The sequence below is a fragment of the Andreesenia angusta genome (assembly GCF_001855385.1).
In the GTDB taxonomy this organism is placed as follows: domain Bacteria; phylum Bacillota; class Clostridia; order Tissierellales; family Gottschalkiaceae; genus Andreesenia; species Andreesenia angusta.
Genome location: NZ_MKIE01000002.1, coordinates 320,215 through 337,543 on the forward strand (window position 1 = coordinate 320,215; position 17,329 = coordinate 337,543).

A 17,329-nucleotide genomic window follows, 5' to 3' on the forward strand; every position below is an offset into this window, starting at 1 on the left:
TCTTCTACATTATACCATAAATATAGCTCTATAGCGAGCAAAATTTGCTACTCGGAAAGCAGTGATTCGTAAGCTTCGGCAGCTTCATTCAATTCCTCTTCATCTTCTACAAAGGAAAACAGTGGATTTCCGTCTTCATCGTAGTCGACTCTCATAAGGAGCCCTTCTTCTTCACCCTCTTTTACAAGCACAGTATACTTCGTGTCTTCAAGGTCGAAATAAGCTTCAACCATGAACACCTCCACTTCTCCGTCTTCATTTAAAAGCTCTATAGTGTTTTTATTCAACTCTCTCACCTCTTTCTTTGTCAAGATACGACTGTAGTATATAGGTAGCCGCCACTTTGTCTATAAGGTCTTTTCTCTTTTCACGCCTGACGTCGCCTCCGATCAAGGCCCTCTCAGCCGAAACCGTGGAAAGCCTCTCGTCCACCATCACAACTTCCATCTCCGGGAACTTCTCCTTAAACTTCTCTACAAACTTAAGGACCTTTTCACCTTGAGGCCCTAGCGTGTTATTCATGTTTTTAGGAAGTCCCACTATTGTCTTTTCCACTCCATATTCGCTCATTATATCCTCAAGCTCTTTTAAGTCTGTCTTTATTCCCTTTCTCTTCACAGTGGTGATGCCTTGAGCCGTAAGCAACAAAAGGTCTGAAACGGCCACTCCTATAGTCTTGTTCCCCACATCTAGTCCCATATATCTTTTATGCAAAAAATCAACTCTCTTTCTCTTTTTCATTCATTCCAGCCTGTAGCAAGAACGAAGCTGTATATATATTTGCAAAAGCCGCCAGGAGAACTCCTGAGTCGTTCACCAAGAGTCCCACTAGACTTCCTGCAATCAGTGCCAAAACTGAATTCAGCATATAGCTGTGCTTTTGAAATCGCTCTCTGTAGATATCCTTAAGTGACAGTACAGCTATTCCAGAAACCACTGTAGTCACCATCAGAACCCTGCTCCAAACCGATCCACTCAAGAGGCTTATATTCATGCTCAGTTTTCTCACTACCACTTCTAAAAGGCTTGAAACGCCTTCTGCCTTTATACTTAAAAATAGCTTCCCAAGGTGGGTAGGGCTGTCGCTCAGACTTGCGTCGGCTATTCCAGCCACTGCTATTCCAGCAGCTATAATGGCTCCAACCGCCACAAGAGACTTAAACTTAAGCTTTCGCTTTCCTGAGAGCAGTACTAGCATGATGGCAGCAGTTGCAAAAGCTATGCTTCCACCTACATTGGCCCCAAGCTTTGAAAGCGCCATCACCAGAAGTCCTGCAAACGGTATAGATGCATAGAGCTTTTTCCCGCTTTTTTGTATAAGCAAGCCTGTTGTAATCATCACAGCTGAAAGCAGCAAGCCTGAAAGTTCGTTTCCTATTCCGAAGTACCTAGCTCCTATCACAGGGCTGTACCCCATGACCGAGTTTCTGGCGAGATAGCTCCCAAGAGCCACATCTAACACTATCACCGCAGCCGTCAGTGAAAATATGACTGCCAATCTGTTTCTGATAGCTCGTGTCAAAATTGTAATAGCTCCTGAAGTCAATATCGAGGCGATCGCAAGAAGCGCAAGATTGTCTAGCTTCAACAAGGCGGTCAGCATAAACGAAAGCGGGGCCGAAGCCACGAATACAATCATCTCGTATGATATCTGCTTGCCTTTCTTCCAGAAGCCCATATTTCTAGAGACAAACGATTTCTCCTTTAAGAACGAATTCCCGGAAGCTACGACGAATATTCCTGCTATGACCATCACAACCATGGATATTACAGCGTAGTAGCTGAGAATAGGCCCCCTTGCCTCTAGCGTGAAGTTGCTCTGGGTAGACATCTCCAAGAGGTACTCAAGCCTTGTGTCCACTTCGCTCCCTGTGCTCTTGTAAGATATATTCCGCCCCACATAGTTATCCTGAGGAGCACTTAGGTATTCACTTACAGTCGGAGCGATATCCATATTGGTCACAAGCCCTTCCACCCTTGTGCTACCCGAGGTCAAAAGGCTTGGCTCCATGTCGTCTGTCCATATGACCAGCGGTGAGAGCTTCTTCTCCGTCTCCATAGTACCACCCTCGTTAGGACTTATAACAACTATCATCGAATCCTTCCCCACAGACTCTTTCAGGTCTCTTATAAAGCCATCTAGGTGTCCGAGCGCTTTAAGTCTGTGATGCATAAACATCTCTTCATCCAAGTATATCTCGTACTCTTTAAGCCTGTCTAAATCTCCTATATCTATAACAGTGAAGTCCACTTCGTCTTTAAGCTTTTCTATGTTTCCAAGCACTTTGCCGTAGTCGATTCTGACTCCGAAAGGGGCCAGCTTGTCCTCCATGTTTACGTTTTCTACGTCTCCATATTCCACAAGGCCCCTTTGGTCCATGGCTATCAATCCGCCCAGTCTGAGCGGCTCCTCTCCGTCGGAGTTTCCATATACAGCCCTCTTTTTCCCAGACAGCTTGAGATTTTCTCCAAGTGCTCCTATCGAAGGCTTGTAGGTTCTATCCTCGTTAAAGAGCTTCAGTCTGTTGAACTCTACATTCCCGACTTCGTAGTCTCCATCTAGACTCCCCATCCTCGTCTCATAGAGCAACTTTGTATCTTCATTTAAGTTCACCATGCTCGCCATCTCTTGAATTCCATATGACTTAGAAGATGAGTTTATGGTTAAAAAGCCTTCTATGTTGCTGTAAGAGCTTGCACCTCTTACGTTCATAAGTCCAACACCAGACTCGCCTATCATATCTTTCAAGTTTTCCATATGCTCTATATCTTCAATCATAAGCCTGTTGGCCACCACCATGTAGACCTTCTTGCTCTCGCTTTCGCCACTAGATTCGTGTGAAGATGCCATAAAAACCAGCATAAACGCCATCGCAGCTGAAAGAACTCTTGTAAAACTCTTTTTAAGCCTCATAACAGATAGATCTTCCTTTCTACTTTTCCATATAAGCTTTGAGTATCTCCTCTAGAAGCTCGTCTCTCTCAAGCTTTCTTATCACAGTTCTAGCATTTTTATGGCTAGTTATATAGGTAGGGTCACCTGAAAGTATATATCCCACTATCTGACTTACAGGGTTATATCCTTTCTCCTCTAGTGCCTCATACACCAAAGCCATTATCTCCTTGGCCTCAGCCTTGTTGTCTTTTGCTATGTCAAACTTCATAGTCTCATTGAAATCAGTCATCTCGTATCCCCTCCACTCTTCTGCTTTCTATGTACATCATGCCCAGCAGACGCGTCCGCTGGGCAGTTATTTTAAGACAGCTGAGATTCCACTATTGCTGAAACAGCCGCCATGGCCTCGTCAAGCTTTTCCGGATCTTTTCCTCCAGCCTGAGCCATATCAGGGCGACCGCCTCCGCCTCCGCCTGTCATCTTGGCAATCTCTTTTAGTATGTTTCCGGCGTGGACTCCTCGCTTCACCAAGTCCTTAGTCGCCATAGCGGTGAACACTATCTTTCCGTCGTTCACAGCTGAAAGCACCACGACTACAGAACCCAGCTTGCTCTTGATCTCGTCGGCTATATCCCTGAGTCCATCAGCATCTACAGACTCCAGCCTTTTAGCTACAAGCGCCACATCCCCTAAACTTGTCTTTTCCTTGATTATATCATCTACGTTTCCTAGTGCCAACTCGCTTTTGAGCTTGTTTAACTCCTTTTCAAGCGACCTGACTTCTTCGCTCAAGTTCTGGGCCTTTGTCACTATGTCTTTCTTGTTGGCCTTCAGCACTTGGGCAACGCTGTCTACAGTTTCGCTCTGCTCTTTAAAGTACTTGTAAGCCTCGCTTCCAGTCACAGCCTCTATCCTTCTAGTTCCAGACGCTATTCCGCCTTCTGAAACCACCTTGAACATGCCTATCTGGCTTGAGTTGCCTATGTGAGTTCCACCGCACAGCTCCTTGCTGTAGTCTCCTATCTCCACAAGCCTTACAGTCTCTCCGTACTTCTCTCCGAAGAGAGCTTGAGCTCCTCTTGCTCTGGCTTCATCTATGGAAGTCTCCTCTACCACGACATCAAGTGCCGAAAGTATCTGCTCGTTGACTATGTCCTCTATCTTCTCAAGCTCTTCTTTCTTTACAGGCTCGAAGTGGGTGAAGTCGAATCTCATCCTCTCAGGCATTACAAGCGATCCCGCCTGATTTACATGCTCACCTAGCACATCTTTAAGCGCCTGATGCAGTATATGCGTAACAGAGTGGTTTCTGGCAGTGTCCATTCTGCTCTTCTTGTTTACCTCTGCTGAGACCATGTCCCTTATAGCGACTGTGCCCTCTAGCACTTTCACTATGTGGAATATTACGTCTCCCTCTTTTCTGGTGTCTAGAACCTTTACAGTCGTACCCTCGGAAGTCATAAAGCCCTTGTCTCCGACCTGGCCTCCACCCTCTGGATAGAACGGAGTCTGCTCTAACACTATTATGCCTTCCTGCCCTTCCGATATGGACTCGACTTTCTTGGAGTCTACGTATACAGCAAGCACCCTAGACTCGATTGAAAGGCTGTCGTAGCCTTTGAACTCCACTTCTGTGTCCAGGCTGAAGTCTGCCTTGCCTTCCTTATTCCATCCGGCTGTATCGGCTTCTTCTCTGGCCTTTCTAGCTCTGTCTCTCTGAGCTTCCATTTCGCTGCTGAATCCAGCTTCGTCTACAGAATACCCTTTCTCCTCTAGTATCTCTTTTGTAAGGTCTAGAGGGAATCCGTAGGTGTCGTAGAGCTTGAACGATTTCTCTCCTGAAAGCTCTGTTTGACCATTCGACACCATGTCTTCCATATAGCCATCTAGAATGTCTATACCCTGGTCTATCGTCTCCTGGAACTTCTCTTCCTCGATTTCAACTATCTTGACTATCTGGCTCTGCTTTTCTACAAGCTCGTCGTACTCGACTTTCCAAGACTCTATAACTTCTGCCACTAGGTCCTTTAGGAAGTTCTCGTTTATGCCGAGCAGCTTTCCATGTCTTGAAGCCCTTCTTATAAGCCTTCTAAGCACATAGCCTCTTCCCTCGTTGCTAGGGATGACTCCGTCTCCTACTAGGAAAGTCACAGCTCTTATATGGTCTGCTATTACCCTGAAAGAAAGTCCCTCTTTCTCATCTCTCTTGTATGTCTTTCCGCTTCTAGATTCAACCCAAGATATAAGCGACTTCATTACATCTATCTCAAATATATTGTCTGTCTTTTGAAGCACTGCTGCAATTCTTTCAAGCCCCATGCCTGTATCTATATTGGGCTTTTCAAGAAGGTTGTAGTTTCCGTTCTCGTCTTTGTCGTACTGTGAAAACACGAGGTTCCAAACCTCTATATACCTGTCGCAGTCGCAGCCAGGCTTGCAGTCTGGATTAGAGCATCCGTACTCGGCTCCCCTGTCTATGTATATCTCTGAACAAGGTCCGCAAGGTCCCACTTCCAGCTCCCAGAAGTTATCTTCTTTTCCAAGTCTCACTATTCTATGGCTTGAAACCCCTACATCCCTGTTCCAGATGTTGAAGGCCTCGTCATCTTCCAAGTAAACTGAAACCCATAGGTCTTCCACAGGAATTCCCATCTTCTCAGTCATAAATTCCCATGCCCACGCTATGGCTTCCTTCTTAAAGTAATCTCCAAAAGAGAAGCTCCCTAGCATTTCAAAGAAAGTGGCGTGTCTGGCTGTCTTTCCTACATTTTCAATGTCCCCAGTCCTCACACATTTCTGAGAAGTGGCCATTCTCTTCGATGGCGGCTCCTCTGTCCCCAAGAAATAAGGCTTGAGCGGTGCCATTCCAGCATTTATAAGCAGCAAGCTCTTGTCGTTCTTCGGAACTAGCGGGTAGCTCTTTTGAACGAAGTGCTCCTTCTCTCTGAAAAATTCCAGAAATCTTGATCTAATTTCATGTAGTCCTATGTTTTCCACAAACTCATCTCCTCTATTTATATAGTAAACGTAAAAAAACTCGCCCCAACGGTGGACGAGTTTTAAAAACTCCTGATTCAAGGCAACCTTAGACATAGAATATTATACTCTAAATCCACTCCATTATCAAGAATAAGCCTTTAGTCTAGCGGAATTATATCTTCGTCTTTCATCTTGGAAATCTTCTCTGACATAAACCTGTAGAGCACTCTGAAGGTAGCTATAGTAGGAACTGCCAAGAGCATTCCCACCAGTCCGAAGTAGCCACCTCCTATGAGTACTCCCACCATTACAACTGTCGGGTGAAGCCCTACGCTCTTTCCAACTATCTTAGGCGTTACAAAATTGCTTTCCACTTGCTGTATAATCGTTATTGCAGCTATCACCCATATGACTTTCGTAGGGTCCTCCAGCACCGCAAATATCAGGGCCGGAATAAGCCCTATTATAGGGCCTAGATAAGGTATTATGTTGAATATCCCCGCAAACATGCCTATTATTATGGCGAAGTCCACCCCTATAAAGAGCAGCGCCAACGCTGTGGCCACACCTATGAAGAGACAGACTATAAGCTGCCCTCTTATATACTGTCCAAGCACCTCGTCTATATCTCTTCCAAGCCCCATTATATCTCTTCTATATCTTTTAGGAAGAGACTTTACTATGGCAGCCTTGTACTTGGCCTTGTCCTTCAGGAAATAGAAGGAGAAAACAGGTATAAGCACCAGGTTTATGGCTCTCGAAACAAATCTCACAGAAGAGTTTATGACTTTGACTATAGAGCTCCCCAGCACGTCCTTCAAGTTGTCGAATCCGCTGGCTATGCTTTCCTCTATGCTGGCTATGTCTATCGGCATATTCTCTATCTGCGGTCCAAGCTTCTCGTATAGGCCTACAGAGAGATCGTATATTTCATTTATATACCTCGGGAGATTGCGCGCCAAACTGCTGATCTCGTCCCCTATCCTAGGGCCTATAGTCTTAAACAGAATGAAGAACATCAGTATTATTCCCAAGTATATTATAAGTATCCCTAGCCCTCTTCCTATCTTCTTCTTCTCGAGCATGTTCACAAGCGGATTCAGAAAATAGGACAGCACTATCGCCACGGCTATGGTGAAAAGCAGCGTATTTATAAAGCCTCCGGCTGCAAGTACCCTGTAGAGGAAAATCGCTATCACAAAGCTTAGAAACACTTTCACTGCCGTCCTCTTTTTGATCTTCAGCTTTCTTCTGTCCCCTAGAAAAAAGTTGCCTGCAACTATGGCGTAGTAGACTCCTAGCGCCAGCAAAAGCGTTATAAAGATAGACTTCATGTAATCAAGCATATTTAAAAAAGTTTCCATAGTATCAGCCCTCTTTTCTGACTATTGTACCGCCGCCCACAACTACATCTCCGTCATAGAACACCACAGACTGCCCAGGAGTTATGGCTCTGACAGGCTCTTTGAATACAACTCTTATATCCCCGTTTCCTGCCGGAGATATCAAGGCGTCTGTCTCTTTTGCAGAATACCTTACCTTCGCCTTGACTTCCATAGGCTTTTCCAGCGTCTCTATAGAGATGAGGTTTATATCTGTGGCCAAAAGCTCTTTTCCAAATACGTCTTCGCCTTTCCCTATCACGACTTCGTTTCTGTCTATGTCTATGTCCACCACATAGGCCGGGTATCCCAGAGCCAGCCCCAGACCTTTTCTCTGCCCCACTGTGTACTTGGATATGCCCTCGTGAGTCCCTAGCACTTTGCCATCTAAGTCTACAAACTTGCCTTTTGTAGTTTTTTTATCAGAATTCTCCTCTATAAACTTGCCGTAGTCGTTGTCTGGAACAAAGCATATCTCCTGCGAATCCGGCTTCTCTGAAACGACCAGGTCAAGCTTCTTGGCTATCTCCCTTATCTTGTCTTTGCTCTCATATTCCCCAAGCGGCATGAGCGTATGCTCTAGCTGCTCCTGAGTCATGTTGTAAAGAGCATAAGTCTGGTCTTTCCCTACAGCATTTGACTTCTTAAGCAGGTATCTTCCCGACTCCTCGTCTTTTTCTATTATGGCGTAATGCCCAGTAGAGACGTAGTATGCGTCAAGCGCAAATGCCCTTCTCATAAGCTCTTCAAACTTAACATACCTGTTGCACGCTATGCAGGGATTTGGAGTTCTCCCCCTGTGGTACTCCTCTATAAAGTAGTCTATGACCTTTTCTCTGAATATATCCTTGAAATTCATCACATAGAACGGTATCCCCAGCTTTTCTGCCACCATTCTGGCATCGTCCACAGCTGAAAGCGAACAGCATCCGCCCTCTCTCTCTACTGCGTCAGGGTTCTTGTCCTGCCATATCTGCATAGTCACGCCTATGACTTCATAGCCCTGTTCTTTCAAGAGATATGCAGCAACGGAGCTGTCTACTCCACCGCTCATTCCCAGCACGACTTTTTTCTTGTCCATAACTCCACCTCACTCTTTCTGTCTAAGAGAATTATACATCATTCCACAAAAATATAAAATCCTCCAGCTTTTAATCGTAAAATCAAAAGTGCAGGACTCTATATTCTATATGCTATTCTTCATGCTCTTCGTGATCGTGAACATCCTCGTCCGGCTCAAAGCCTTCAAGCTCCGGTATAGCCACACCGCTTCTCTTCGAGTAGTCTAAAAGCGCAGACTTCACTGCCTGCTCCGCCAGCACCGAACAGTGCATCTTCACAGGTGGCAGCCCGTCTAGAGCCTCTGCAACCGCCTTATTAGTAAGGGCCAACACCTCTTTTATAGTCTTTCCCTTTATCATCTCTGTAGCCATGCTTGAAGATGCTATCGCCGATCCGCATCCAAAAGTCTTGAACTTAACGTCTACAACTACTCCGTCTTCTATCTTGAGGTACATCTTCATTATGTCCCCGCATTTTGCATTCCCCACTTCACCTATTCCGTCTGCATCTGGAATCTCTCCTACATTCCTAGGATTTGTAAAGTGGTCCATTACTTTTTCTGTATACATTTATTTCTCCCCCTTAACTTTTTCGTATAGTGGAGACATGTTCCTGAGCCTCTGTACGATTTCAGCTAAATTGTCTACCACATAATCAAGCTCTTCTTCTGAATTGAAATCTCCTATAGAGAGTCTAAGCGATCCATGGGCTATTTCATGAGGAAGCCCTATCGCAAGCAGCACGTGGGATGGATCTAGCGATCCCGAAGTGCAAGCCGATCCACTTGAGCCAGCTATTCCGACCATGTCAAGGCTTAAAAGCAGCGCCTCGCCCTCTATGAACTCAAATGAGAAGTTGACATTCCCAGGGAGCCTTTTCTCTGGATGCCCATTCAACTTGACGTAGTCTATTTTATCATTTATCCTCTGTATCAGTCCATCTCTAAGTGCCATAATCTCTTTGTTATGCCCATCTATATCCGCTGTAGCCATCTCAATGGCCTTTCCAAGCCCTACCATATAGGCTATATTCTCAGTTCCAGCTCTTCTATTTTTCTCCTGGGATCCCCCGTGTATAAACGGATGTATCTTGGTGCCCTGTTTGATGTAAAGAGCTCCTATGCCTTTAGGACCGTATATCTTGTGGCCCGAAAGAGACAGCATGTCTATGTCCGAGTTCTCAAGGTCTATCTCTACGCTTCCCACAGCCTGAACTGCATCTGTATGGAAGTAAACGCCTTTGGCTTTAGCTATCTTTCCTATTTCCGCTATAGGCTGTACAGTCCCTATCTCGTTGTTGGCATACATTATGCTTATGAGTATCGTCTCGTCTTTTATGGCTTTCTCAAGCTCAGTCAAGTCTATAAGCCCGTGCTCGTCGACTCCTAGATAGGTAACTTCAAACCCTTGCTTTTCAAGGTACTTGCAAGTGTGAAGAACTGCATGATGCTCTATCACTGTGGTTATTATGTGGTTTCCCTTGTCTTTATTTGCATAGGCCACACCTTTTACAGCCCAGTTGTCAGACTCAGTTCCCCCGCTGGTGAAGTATATCTCTTTGGCCTTAGCTCCTAGCGCTTTGGCCACCTTTTCTCTAGCTTCCTCTACCGCCTTTTTAGACTCTCTTCCAACCCTGTATATGCTCGACGGATTGCCGTACTGCTCCGTGAAATAAGGCATCATCTCGTCTAGAACTTCTTTTTTCATCTTAGTTGTAGCTGCATTGTCCATGTAAACCTGTTTCATATTCTTCCGCCTCCAATACTATATATAGTACATAAAATCGCTGTTGCTGTTTATCCTGTTATGCTCTTCAATCATGTCCTCCAGCGTTATAGAGTCTATGACGCTGTTTATGCTGTCGTTTATCTTCTCCCAGACCATTCTAGTCACGCACCTGTTTTCCTTGCTGCACTTGTTCCCGGCTGTGTCGTTTATGCAGTCCACAGGAGCCAAGTCTCCCTCCAGGGCCCTTATGACGTTGCCTACCGTGATTTTCCTAGGGGAGTCTATGAGCATATACCCACCTTGAGCCCCTCTCACACTGCTTACAAGCCCGTTCTTCTTGAGCACGGCTATAAGCTGCTCCAAGTAGTGTTCCGATATTTCCTGTACTTCCGCTATATTTTTAAGTGGTATAGGTCCCTCGCCGTAGTGAAGCGCTAGTTCGAACATGGCCTTCAATCCATACCTGCCTTTTGTAGATAATTTCACTTCAAATCACCTCTTTGAATTCCAAGCATTTCACTTGGTTTTATATTTAAAGTATATTACAGCTTTTTATCTTTGTCAACTCTTATGCTCAATTCGCTCTATGTTTTAAATAAAATTAAATTGACTTTGTATGCAATATAATGTATAACAGATTATAGTGAACTTTTTATCAATTTGTAATCAAATGCACAGAAGGAGGTATTTATAATTATGGAAAAAATGATGTTAAGCCCCGCTGAAATATACGAAGAAACTATAAACGTGGGGATAAAAAAAGCCAAGAAATCTACTCTAAAGCAGACTTTCGTATCTGGAATCTTGGCTGGAGCTTTTATAGCTTTCGGAGCTTTCGCGGCTGTTATAGCCTCTCATAGCGTAGAGAACTACGGCTTGTCCAAACTTGTAGCTGGCTCTGTTTTCCCCGTGGGTCTGATACTTGTCTTAATCTGCGGTGCCGAACTCTTTACCGGAAACAGTCTTCTCGTAGTTGCCTATGCCGAGAAGAAAATCACTCCATTTGAGCTTGTAAAGAACTTGACAACAGTGTACTTCGGGAATATGGTCGGAGCGGTTCTAGTGGCTCTACTGCTCTACGGCTCACATTCTTTTGCAGGCAACGACAATGCAATAGGCGCGTATCTCCTAGGAGCTGCCTACAAGAAATCTCACTTAGGCATCTGGACTGCGCTTTTTAGCGGAGTGCTCTGCAACTTTCTAGTTTCAATGGCAGTCTGGGGGTCTTACGGGGCCAGAGACATAATAGGCAAGATATTCATGGCCTGGTTCCCAGTAATGGCCTTTATAATTTCTGGATTCGAACACTCTGTAGCGAATATGTACTACTTCGCAGCTGGGCTTCTCATAAAGCTAAATCCAGAGATAGTTTCAAGCTCAGGACTTACGGCAGAGCAAGTGGCCGGCATAAATGCCACTAGCATCGTAAATAACTTGATCTCTGTGACGGCAGGAAATCTGATCAGCGGAATGGTCTTTGTAGGCATAGCTTACTGGAGTATATACAAGCCTACACATGAAATTGACGACAACGACGACAATAAAAAAAATCCACTCTCCAACAACCTGCTTTTCGACTGGAAGCACGACTAAAAGAGACGAAGCCAATAGGCTTCGTCTCTTTATTTTATATCTACAGTTTTTCCAAATATCCTGAGTATCAAAAGCAGTGTTGCAAATCCAAGCGCCAGTGCTATCCAAACACTCACACCTAGCCCCACCAGTATATATCCAACTACTACAGAAATAGCTGCGACTACAAGCGAGTAGAAAAGCTGTGTCCTTGTATGGTCTATATGGTCACAAGCCGCTCCCATGGAAGATAGTATAGTGGTGTCCGATATAGGGCAACAGTGATCTCCGAATATAGCACCTGTCAGCACTGCTCCTACGCTCATAACCACATATCCCTGGTCTGGATTTATAGAGAATGCAAGCGGTATGGCAAGCGGCATAAGTATGCCCATAGTTCCATATGAAGTTCCAGTCGCAAAAGATATCACAGATCCAAGTATAAAGATTATCGCCGGAAGCAGGAAATTAAGCGACTGAAGTACAGATTCCGGAGCATCCTGAAGTATATTTATGAGGTATACAGCTGTACCAAGTTCTTTTATAGTCCCGCTTAAAGACCAAGCCAAAAGCAGTATTACACCTGTTATTATAAGCGACTTCATTCCAGATATCCACACATCTATCGCCTCTCCTAGCACAAATATCTTCTGTGAAACTCCCATGATCATAGCCACTATAGATGCGATTAAAGCCGACTGGAAGAGCACTATGCTGGCATCTGCAGCCCCAAAAGTCTCTCTTACAGCAAAAAACGAAACTGGACTCTGCCTTATGGCCTCCAGAAGAGCCATGTCACCTCCAGAAGATATCGCCTGATACCCGTCGTAGTAGAAGCCAAGCAAAGACCCTATCATCAGCACGCCTATAGGTATTATGGCGTTCCACACACTCAGCTTTATGCCCTCTTTAGGCTCCAGCGCCTCTATTTCAGATGAAACCATAGGGTTTGCGTCGTCCCTTAAAAGCTTCCCCTCTGTCCTAGCCCTTTTTTCAGCTTTGTACATAGGTCCAAATTCCCTTAGGAGCACTATTCCCATAAATATAAAGGCCAGCATAAATATATTGTAGAACCTGTATGGTATTGTACTTATAAACACGCCATATGGGTTTACAGTCTGCCCTATAAGCTCGTATCCGTCTCTTATAAGGCTAAGCTCGTATCCTATCCAGGTAGACACAAGCGCTATTCCCGCTATAGGGGCCGCAGTTCCATCTATTATAAAGGACAGCTTTTCCCTTGAAACATTCATCTTATCTGTTACAGGCCTCATTATAGGCCCAACTATAAGTGCATTTGCGTAGTCGTCAAAGAATACCACAAGCCCAAGCAGCCAAGTTATGATCTGGGCGCTTCTAGGAGTCTTGGCTCTCTTAGCAAGGCTCTCAGCTATGGCCCTAGCGCCTCCCATCCTCGAGACAAGACCTATAAGGCCTCCAATAGTCAAAACCTGAAGCACTATTCCGGCATTCCAAGGGTCAGCCAGAGAATCTAGAAGCTTCTGTATAAGGTTCATAATACCCCTAAAAAGGGCCATCAGCACATTTGCTCCGCTTAGCTCAAGCATAAACGTGCCTGAAAGCACTCCTACAAATAGGGATAGTACCACATTTTTAGATATAAAAGCCAGCGTTATTGCCACAACTGGCGGTATAAGCGTAAATATTCCGAACTTTATGGCGTTTACAGAGGATTCATCCGCACCTTCTGCAAATGCCGACACAGGGATCAGCAGCGCCAGAGACAAACTCAGAGCGAGCACCTTTGAAAAATCAAGTCGAATTCTATCTTTCATATTCTCCTCCTCTTGAAATATAAAAGTCTTGAGCAATATACCCAAGACCTCTATTTATTATTTTCCGCAACACTTTTTGTACTTCTTGCCGCTTCCGCAAGGGCAGCTTTCGTTTCTGCCTACTTTCTCAACTCTGACTATCTTAGACTGCTTGAATTCCTTCTTTATCTCTTCTCTCTTCTCTTCGTCTATGATTCCGTTCCACTCTTCTAGTTCGTAAAGCCAAGGCGCTTTAGCTTCAAGCATGTTCCAGTAAAGCTTCTCGTAGTTTATCTCAAGTGAAACCTCGCTGTCCTCAGTCAAGCTGTCCATATCCTGCTCGTTCACAAGGCTTGTGTTTATTCCGTCTATAAAGCCGCAGAACACTACAGGCTCTATGCTGTACTTAGCGCCAAGCTCTTTAAGGCTTCCCTTGACTGGATTTTCCTTTTTCCCAAGTATGTCTTTGTATATCAGTCTCTCCTGCTCTAGATACTCTTTCCAGAAAGCGTCGTACTCCTCCTGAGTCTCTAGATTGTATGCCATGTCTTCCCAATTCTTGAATAATGTCATTTATATCACCTCTCCTTAAAATTCTGCAGATTTAACCGTTCTAGGGAACGGTATTACATCTCTTATATTGCTTATACCTGTAAGGTACATTATAGCCCTCTCGAATCCAAGCCCGAATCCGGCGTGGTCAGCCCCGCCGTACTTTCTGAGGTCAAGGTACCACCAGTACTCCTTCTCGTCAAGCCCGCTCTCTTTCATTCTCTCTTTTAGAAGCTCTAGGTTAACCTCTCTCTGGCTTCCGCCTATTATCTCGCCTATTCCAGGCACTAGAAGGTCCATAGCGGCAACTGTCTTATTGTCGTCGTTTAGCTTCATGTAGAAGGCCTTTATCTCTTTAGGGTAGTCGGTTACAAATACAGGCTTCTTGTAGACTTCCTCTGTAAGGTATCTCTCATGCTCTGTCTGAAGGTCGCATCCCCACTCTACAGGGAATTCGAATTCAGCCTTAGCCTCTTTCAGTATCTCTACAGCCTTTGTATATGTTATCCTCTCGAAGTCCGAGCTGACTATGTTGTTCAGTCTGTCCAGCAGCCCCTTGTCCACGAAGGAGTTGAAAAACTCCATCTCTTCAGGAGCATTTTCAAGCACGTAGCTTATGATGTACTTGAGCATGTCCTCTGCAAGCTCCATGTCGTCTTCTAGATCTGCAAAAGCTATCTCAGGCTCTATCATCCAGAACTCCGCCGCATGTCTTGTAGTATTCGAGTTCTCGGCTCTAAAAGTAGGTCCAAAAGTGTAGATGTTCTTGAACGCCATGGCAAAAGTCTCGCCCTCTAGCTGTCCGCTGACTGTGAGGTTAGTCTCTTTTCCAAAGAAGTCCTTGCTGTAGTCCAGTTTCCCGTCTGCCATAGGCGGATTGATCGGGTCCATAGTGGTTACCCTGAACATCTCTCCGGCTCCCTCGGCGTCGCTTCCTGTTATTACAGGCGTATGCACATATATAAAGTCTCTCTCCTGGAAGAACTTATGTATGGCATATGCAGCTAGCGATCTGACTCTGAAAACTGCCGAGAAAGTGTTGCTTCTAGGTCTCAGGTGAGCTATAGTTCTCAAGTACTCAAGCGAGTGCCTCTTCTTCTGAAGCGGGAAGTCCCCTTCCGATTCTGCCGCCACCGCTATATCAGTGGCCTTTATTTCAAACGGCTGCTTTGCGCCCGGTGTAGCCACAAGCTTTCCCTTTACCTCTATCGCCGAGCTTATCGAGAGCTTGGATATCTTTTCAAAGTTCCCAAGTTCTTCGTCGAAAACTATCTGAATATTTTTAAAGAAAGTACCGTCGTTTAGCTCTATGAATCCAAATGACTTTGAATTTCTCAGAGTTCTTATCCATCCCTTTACAAACACTTCGCTGTCTATGAAGCTGTCTTGCCCTCTATAGAGTTCTCTTACAGATTGGCTCTTCATCTAATCTCCTCCTGTCAAAATAAAATAAAGCCCCGTCCACAGTTGAAGGGACGAAAGGCTTTTTTCCGCGATACCACCCTAGTTACCCCTCTGCTAGAGGGATCTCTCGTGAATTGCATATAACGGTGCAGCCGTCTAAGCCTACTCTTTCCGCAGAAATTTCGGTTAGAAACTCCAAGATGTTCTTCGCTAAAGATCCGTTGCAAACCTCTCACCACCGCCTGCTCGCTGAATCCGGTTCCCCCTAGCTACTCTTCTCTTCACAGTCTTTCTATCATGTAAACACTAATTCAAAATTATAATGTCAAATCTCCTTTTTGTCAATAGAGCAGCTTGAGCCTTTCAAGTATCTCTTTCTCGTATCCGATTTGCTTGGGCTCGTAGTACTTCCTGCCCTTGAGCTCAGGCGGCAAGTACTCCTGCGCCACATATCCGCCCTCGTAGCTATGCGGATAGAGATACCCTTCCGCCTTGTCGCCTATATGGGGCGGCACGCCGTATATCTTCTTGTCTGCAAGGTCTTTCATTACCGCATTTATGGCCGTGTAGCTTGCATTGCTCTTAGGTGCACTCGCCAAGTACGCCGTGGCCTGTGCAAGTATTATCCTGCCTTCAGGCATCCCCACCACGTTTACGGCATTGAAGGCAGAGACTGCTACGCTCAGCGCATTCGGATCCGCATTTCCTACGTCCTCTGAAGCCGAAATTATGAGCCTTCTGGCTATGAACTTGGGATCCTCTCCGCCGTATATCATCTTGCCAAGCCAGTAGAGTGATGCATCTGGATCCGAGCCTCTGATGCTCTTTATAAAGGCCGATATATTGTCATAGTGCTCGTCTCCCTGCTTCTCGTACCTTATGGCTTTTCTCTGAACCGACTCCTGAATAGTCCCTAGGTCTATCACTATATTTCCGTCGTCGTCCATATTGGAAGTGATCACCGCTATCTCGAGTGCGTTCAGGGCAATTCTGGCATCTCCATTAGAGACCATTACAAGATGCTCAAGCGCCTCTCTCTCAAGCTCTATATCCATTCCGCCGTAGCCCGAGGGATCCTTAAGCGCCCGCTTCACTACCACCTCTATATCATCGTCTGAAAGAGGCTTGAGTTCGAAGACCATAGCCCTGGATATAAGGGCCTTGTTGACTTCAAAATACGGATTCTCGGTGGTAGCCCCTACTAGAACCACTGTTCCATTTTCGACATAGGGGAGTAGAGCATCTTGCTGAGACTTGTTGAACCTGTGTATTTCATCTATAAAGAGTATAGTCCTCTTGCCCTCAACTCGCTTTCTCTCAATAGCTCCAGAGACCACTTCCCTTATCTCCTTGACTCCTGAAGTCACAGCGTTTATCTGCTCGAAGTGAAGCGACGTCTCTTTGGAAATGACCTTGGCAAGTGTGGTCTTTCCAGTCCCTGGTGGGCCGTATAGTATTATCGAGCTCAGCTTGTCAGCCTTTATAGCCCTGTAGAGCAGCTTGTTTTTCCCCACTATCTCCTCCTGGCCTATGAATTCCTCTAGGCTTTTGGGTCTCATGCGCTCAGCAAGAGGCGCTGAACTTCTTTCACTTTCCCTATTGCTGTATTCAAATAAGTCCATCGCTCTTCACCTATATCCTTCCGTCTTTGATAAGCCCTCCTGTAACAGGGTAAGAGTAGCTTATGCCGTCCATGTTTCTTATAGTCGCTATTATAGGGAATACAAGCCCCATTATGACAGCAGCTATAGCTATGAATATCCCGATTATAAATATGAAAGTCAGAGCACCTATTATTCCCATCACTGCCAGACCTGCCTGAAATACAATTGCCTGTTTGGCCTGCTCTTTTACAAACCCATCTTCCGAGACAACCATGACTATAAGCGGCGCTATTATTGGAATCCCCAGGAAAATACCTAGATGAGACACTGCGCAGAGTATCTTCTGTTCTGTTGTAATCATCTCAATCACCTCCAG

The 17,329-nt window shown here is 45.2% G+C and carries 16 protein-coding genes and 1 other annotated feature; of the genes, 1 reads left to right on the forward strand and 15 read right to left on the reverse strand.

All coding sequences use genetic code 11. The features are described from left to right. Window positions 1-47: 47 nt before the first annotated feature. The 10 genes from EUAN_RS03850 to EUAN_RS03895 all read right to left on the reverse strand — a co-directional run bounded on the left by EUAN_RS03850 (window position 48) and on the right by EUAN_RS03895 (window position 10,532). The gene (locus tag EUAN_RS03850; protein WP_084655698.1) at window positions 48-287 is read right to left on the reverse strand and encodes a DUF1292 domain-containing protein; all 240 of its coding nucleotides are present in this window, start codon (window positions 285-287) and stop codon (window positions 48-50) included. Continuing rightward, the gene (gene ruvX / locus EUAN_RS03855) at window positions 280-741 is read right to left on the reverse strand and encodes a Holliday junction resolvase RuvX (protein ID WP_071061897.1); all 462 of its coding nucleotides are present in this window, start codon (window positions 739-741) and stop codon (window positions 280-282) included. The genes EUAN_RS03850 and ruvX overlap by 8 nt, the downstream gene beginning before the upstream one ends. After that, window positions 719-2,914: a hypothetical protein gene (locus EUAN_RS03860; protein WP_071061899.1), complete on the reverse strand. Its 2,196-nt coding sequence runs from the start codon at window positions 2,912-2,914 to the stop codon at window positions 719-721. The genes ruvX and EUAN_RS03860 overlap by 23 nt, the downstream gene beginning before the upstream one ends. 19 nt (window positions 2,915-2,933) lie before the next feature. After that, a complete protein-coding gene (locus EUAN_RS03865; protein WP_071061901.1) occupies window positions 2,934-3,185 on the reverse strand; it encodes an IreB family regulatory phosphoprotein in 252 nt (83 codons plus the stop codon). 71 nt (window positions 3,186-3,256) lie between these two features. Continuing rightward, the gene (gene alaS / locus EUAN_RS03870; RefSeq protein WP_071061903.1) at window positions 3,257-5,893 is read right to left on the reverse strand and encodes an alanine--tRNA ligase; all 2,637 of its coding nucleotides are present in this window, start codon (window positions 5,891-5,893) and stop codon (window positions 3,257-3,259) included. A gap of 140 nt (window positions 5,894-6,033) precedes the next feature. Next, window positions 6,034-7,239 carry an AI-2E family transporter gene (locus tag EUAN_RS03875; RefSeq protein ID WP_071061905.1) on the reverse strand — a complete coding sequence of 402 codons (1,206 nt, stop codon included), beginning with the start codon at window positions 7,237-7,239 and terminating at the stop codon, window positions 6,034-6,036. 4 nt (window positions 7,240-7,243) lie between these two features. Next, on the reverse strand, window positions 7,244-8,338 hold the full coding sequence (mnmA, locus tag EUAN_RS03880) for a tRNA 2-thiouridine(34) synthase MnmA (protein WP_071061906.1): 1,095 nt from the start codon (window positions 8,336-8,338) through the stop codon (window positions 7,244-7,246). Between the two features lie 112 nt (window positions 8,339-8,450). Then, window positions 8,451-8,888, reverse strand: coding sequence for a Fe-S cluster assembly scaffold protein NifU (gene nifU, locus EUAN_RS03885; RefSeq protein ID WP_071061908.1), 438 nt, complete (start codon window positions 8,886-8,888; stop codon window positions 8,451-8,453). Further along, window positions 8,889-10,064, reverse strand: coding sequence for a cysteine desulfurase NifS (nifS, locus tag EUAN_RS03890; RefSeq protein ID WP_071061909.1), 1,176 nt, complete (start codon window positions 10,062-10,064; stop codon window positions 8,889-8,891). 18 nt (window positions 10,065-10,082) lie between these two features. Next, window positions 10,083-10,532, reverse strand: coding sequence for an RrF2 family transcriptional regulator (locus EUAN_RS03895; RefSeq protein WP_071061911.1), 450 nt, complete (start codon window positions 10,530-10,532; stop codon window positions 10,083-10,085). A gap of 210 nt (window positions 10,533-10,742) precedes the next feature. Between EUAN_RS03895 and EUAN_RS03900 the strand changes: the two genes are divergently transcribed. After that, complete coding sequence (locus tag EUAN_RS03900; protein WP_071061912.1) at window positions 10,743-11,639, forward strand: formate/nitrite transporter family protein; 897 nt, start codon at window positions 10,743-10,745, stop codon at window positions 11,637-11,639. A gap of 29 nt (window positions 11,640-11,668) precedes the next feature. Here the strand turns inward: EUAN_RS03900 and EUAN_RS03905 are convergent, their stop codons facing one another. The 5 genes from EUAN_RS03905 to EUAN_RS03925 form a co-directional block, all read right to left on the reverse strand. Continuing rightward, entirely contained in the window at window positions 11,669-13,414 is a 1,746-nt protein-coding gene (locus tag EUAN_RS03905; RefSeq protein WP_071062151.1) for a Na+/H+ antiporter NhaC family protein, read from the reverse strand. A gap of 57 nt (window positions 13,415-13,471) precedes the next feature. Next, window positions 13,472-13,966, reverse strand: a complete 495-nt coding sequence (locus tag EUAN_RS03910) for an SEC-C metal-binding domain-containing protein (protein WP_071061914.1) — start codon at window positions 13,964-13,966, stop codon at window positions 13,472-13,474. Window positions 13,967-13,981: 15 nt separating this feature from the next. Continuing rightward, complete coding sequence (gene asnS, locus EUAN_RS03915; RefSeq protein WP_071061916.1) at window positions 13,982-15,370, reverse strand: asparagine--tRNA ligase; 1,389 nt, start codon at window positions 15,368-15,370, stop codon at window positions 13,982-13,984. Between the two features lie 43 nt (window positions 15,371-15,413). Then, window positions 15,414-15,643, reverse strand: a binding site (T-box leader). A gap of 47 nt (window positions 15,644-15,690) precedes the next feature. Then, a complete protein-coding gene (locus EUAN_RS03920) occupies window positions 15,691-16,971 on the reverse strand; it encodes a replication-associated recombination protein A (protein ID WP_071061919.1) in 1,281 nt (426 codons plus the stop codon). 10 nt (window positions 16,972-16,981) lie between these two features. Beyond that, window positions 16,982-17,314 (reverse strand): DUF4870 domain-containing protein, encoded by a 333-nt coding sequence (locus tag EUAN_RS03925; RefSeq protein ID WP_071061921.1) that lies wholly within the window; start codon window positions 17,312-17,314, stop codon window positions 16,982-16,984. Window positions 17,315-17,329 lie beyond the last annotated feature (15 nt).

Bases quoted from the DNA above. Each gene is read 5' to 3' on its own strand.
- EUAN_RS03900 (WP_071061912.1), top strand. From the start codon at position 10,743: ATGGAAAAAATGATGTTAAGCCCCGCTGAAATATACGAAGAAACTATA.
- EUAN_RS03905 (WP_071062151.1), bottom strand. From the start codon at position 13,414: ATGAAAGATAGAATTCGACTTGATTTTTCAAAGGTGCTCGCTCTGAGT.
- EUAN_RS03875 (WP_071061905.1), bottom strand. From the start codon at position 7,239: ATGGAAACTTTTTTAAATATGCTTGATTACATGAAGTCTATCTTTATA.
- EUAN_RS03865 (WP_071061901.1), bottom strand. From the start codon at position 3,185: ATGACTGATTTCAATGAGACTATGAAGTTTGACATAGCAAAAGACAAC.
- EUAN_RS03920 (WP_071061919.1), bottom strand. From the start codon at position 16,971: ATGGACTTATTTGAATACAGCAATAGGGAAAGTGAAAGAAGTTCAGCG.
- nifU (WP_071061908.1), bottom strand. From the start codon at position 8,888: ATGTATACAGAAAAAGTAATGGACCACTTTACAAATCCTAGGAATGTA.
- nifS (WP_071061909.1), bottom strand. From the start codon at position 10,064: ATGAAACAGGTTTACATGGACAATGCAGCTACAACTAAGATGAAAAAA.
- EUAN_RS03910 (WP_071061914.1), bottom strand. From the start codon at position 13,966: ATGACATTATTCAAGAATTGGGAAGACATGGCATACAATCTAGAGACT.
- EUAN_RS03860 (WP_071061899.1), bottom strand. From the start codon at position 2,914: ATGAGGCTTAAAAAGAGTTTTACAAGAGTTCTTTCAGCTGCGATGGCG.
- mnmA (WP_071061906.1), bottom strand. From the start codon at position 8,338: ATGGACAAGAAAAAAGTCGTGCTGGGAATGAGCGGTGGAGTAGACAGC.
- asnS (WP_071061916.1), bottom strand. From the start codon at position 15,370: ATGAAGAGCCAATCTGTAAGAGAACTCTATAGAGGGCAAGACAGCTTC.
- ruvX (WP_071061897.1), bottom strand. From the start codon at position 741: ATGAAAAAGAGAAAGAGAGTTGATTTTTTGCATAAAAGATATATGGGA.
- EUAN_RS03925 (WP_071061921.1), bottom strand. From the start codon at position 17,314: ATGATTACAACAGAACAGAAGATACTCTGCGCAGTGTCTCATCTAGGT.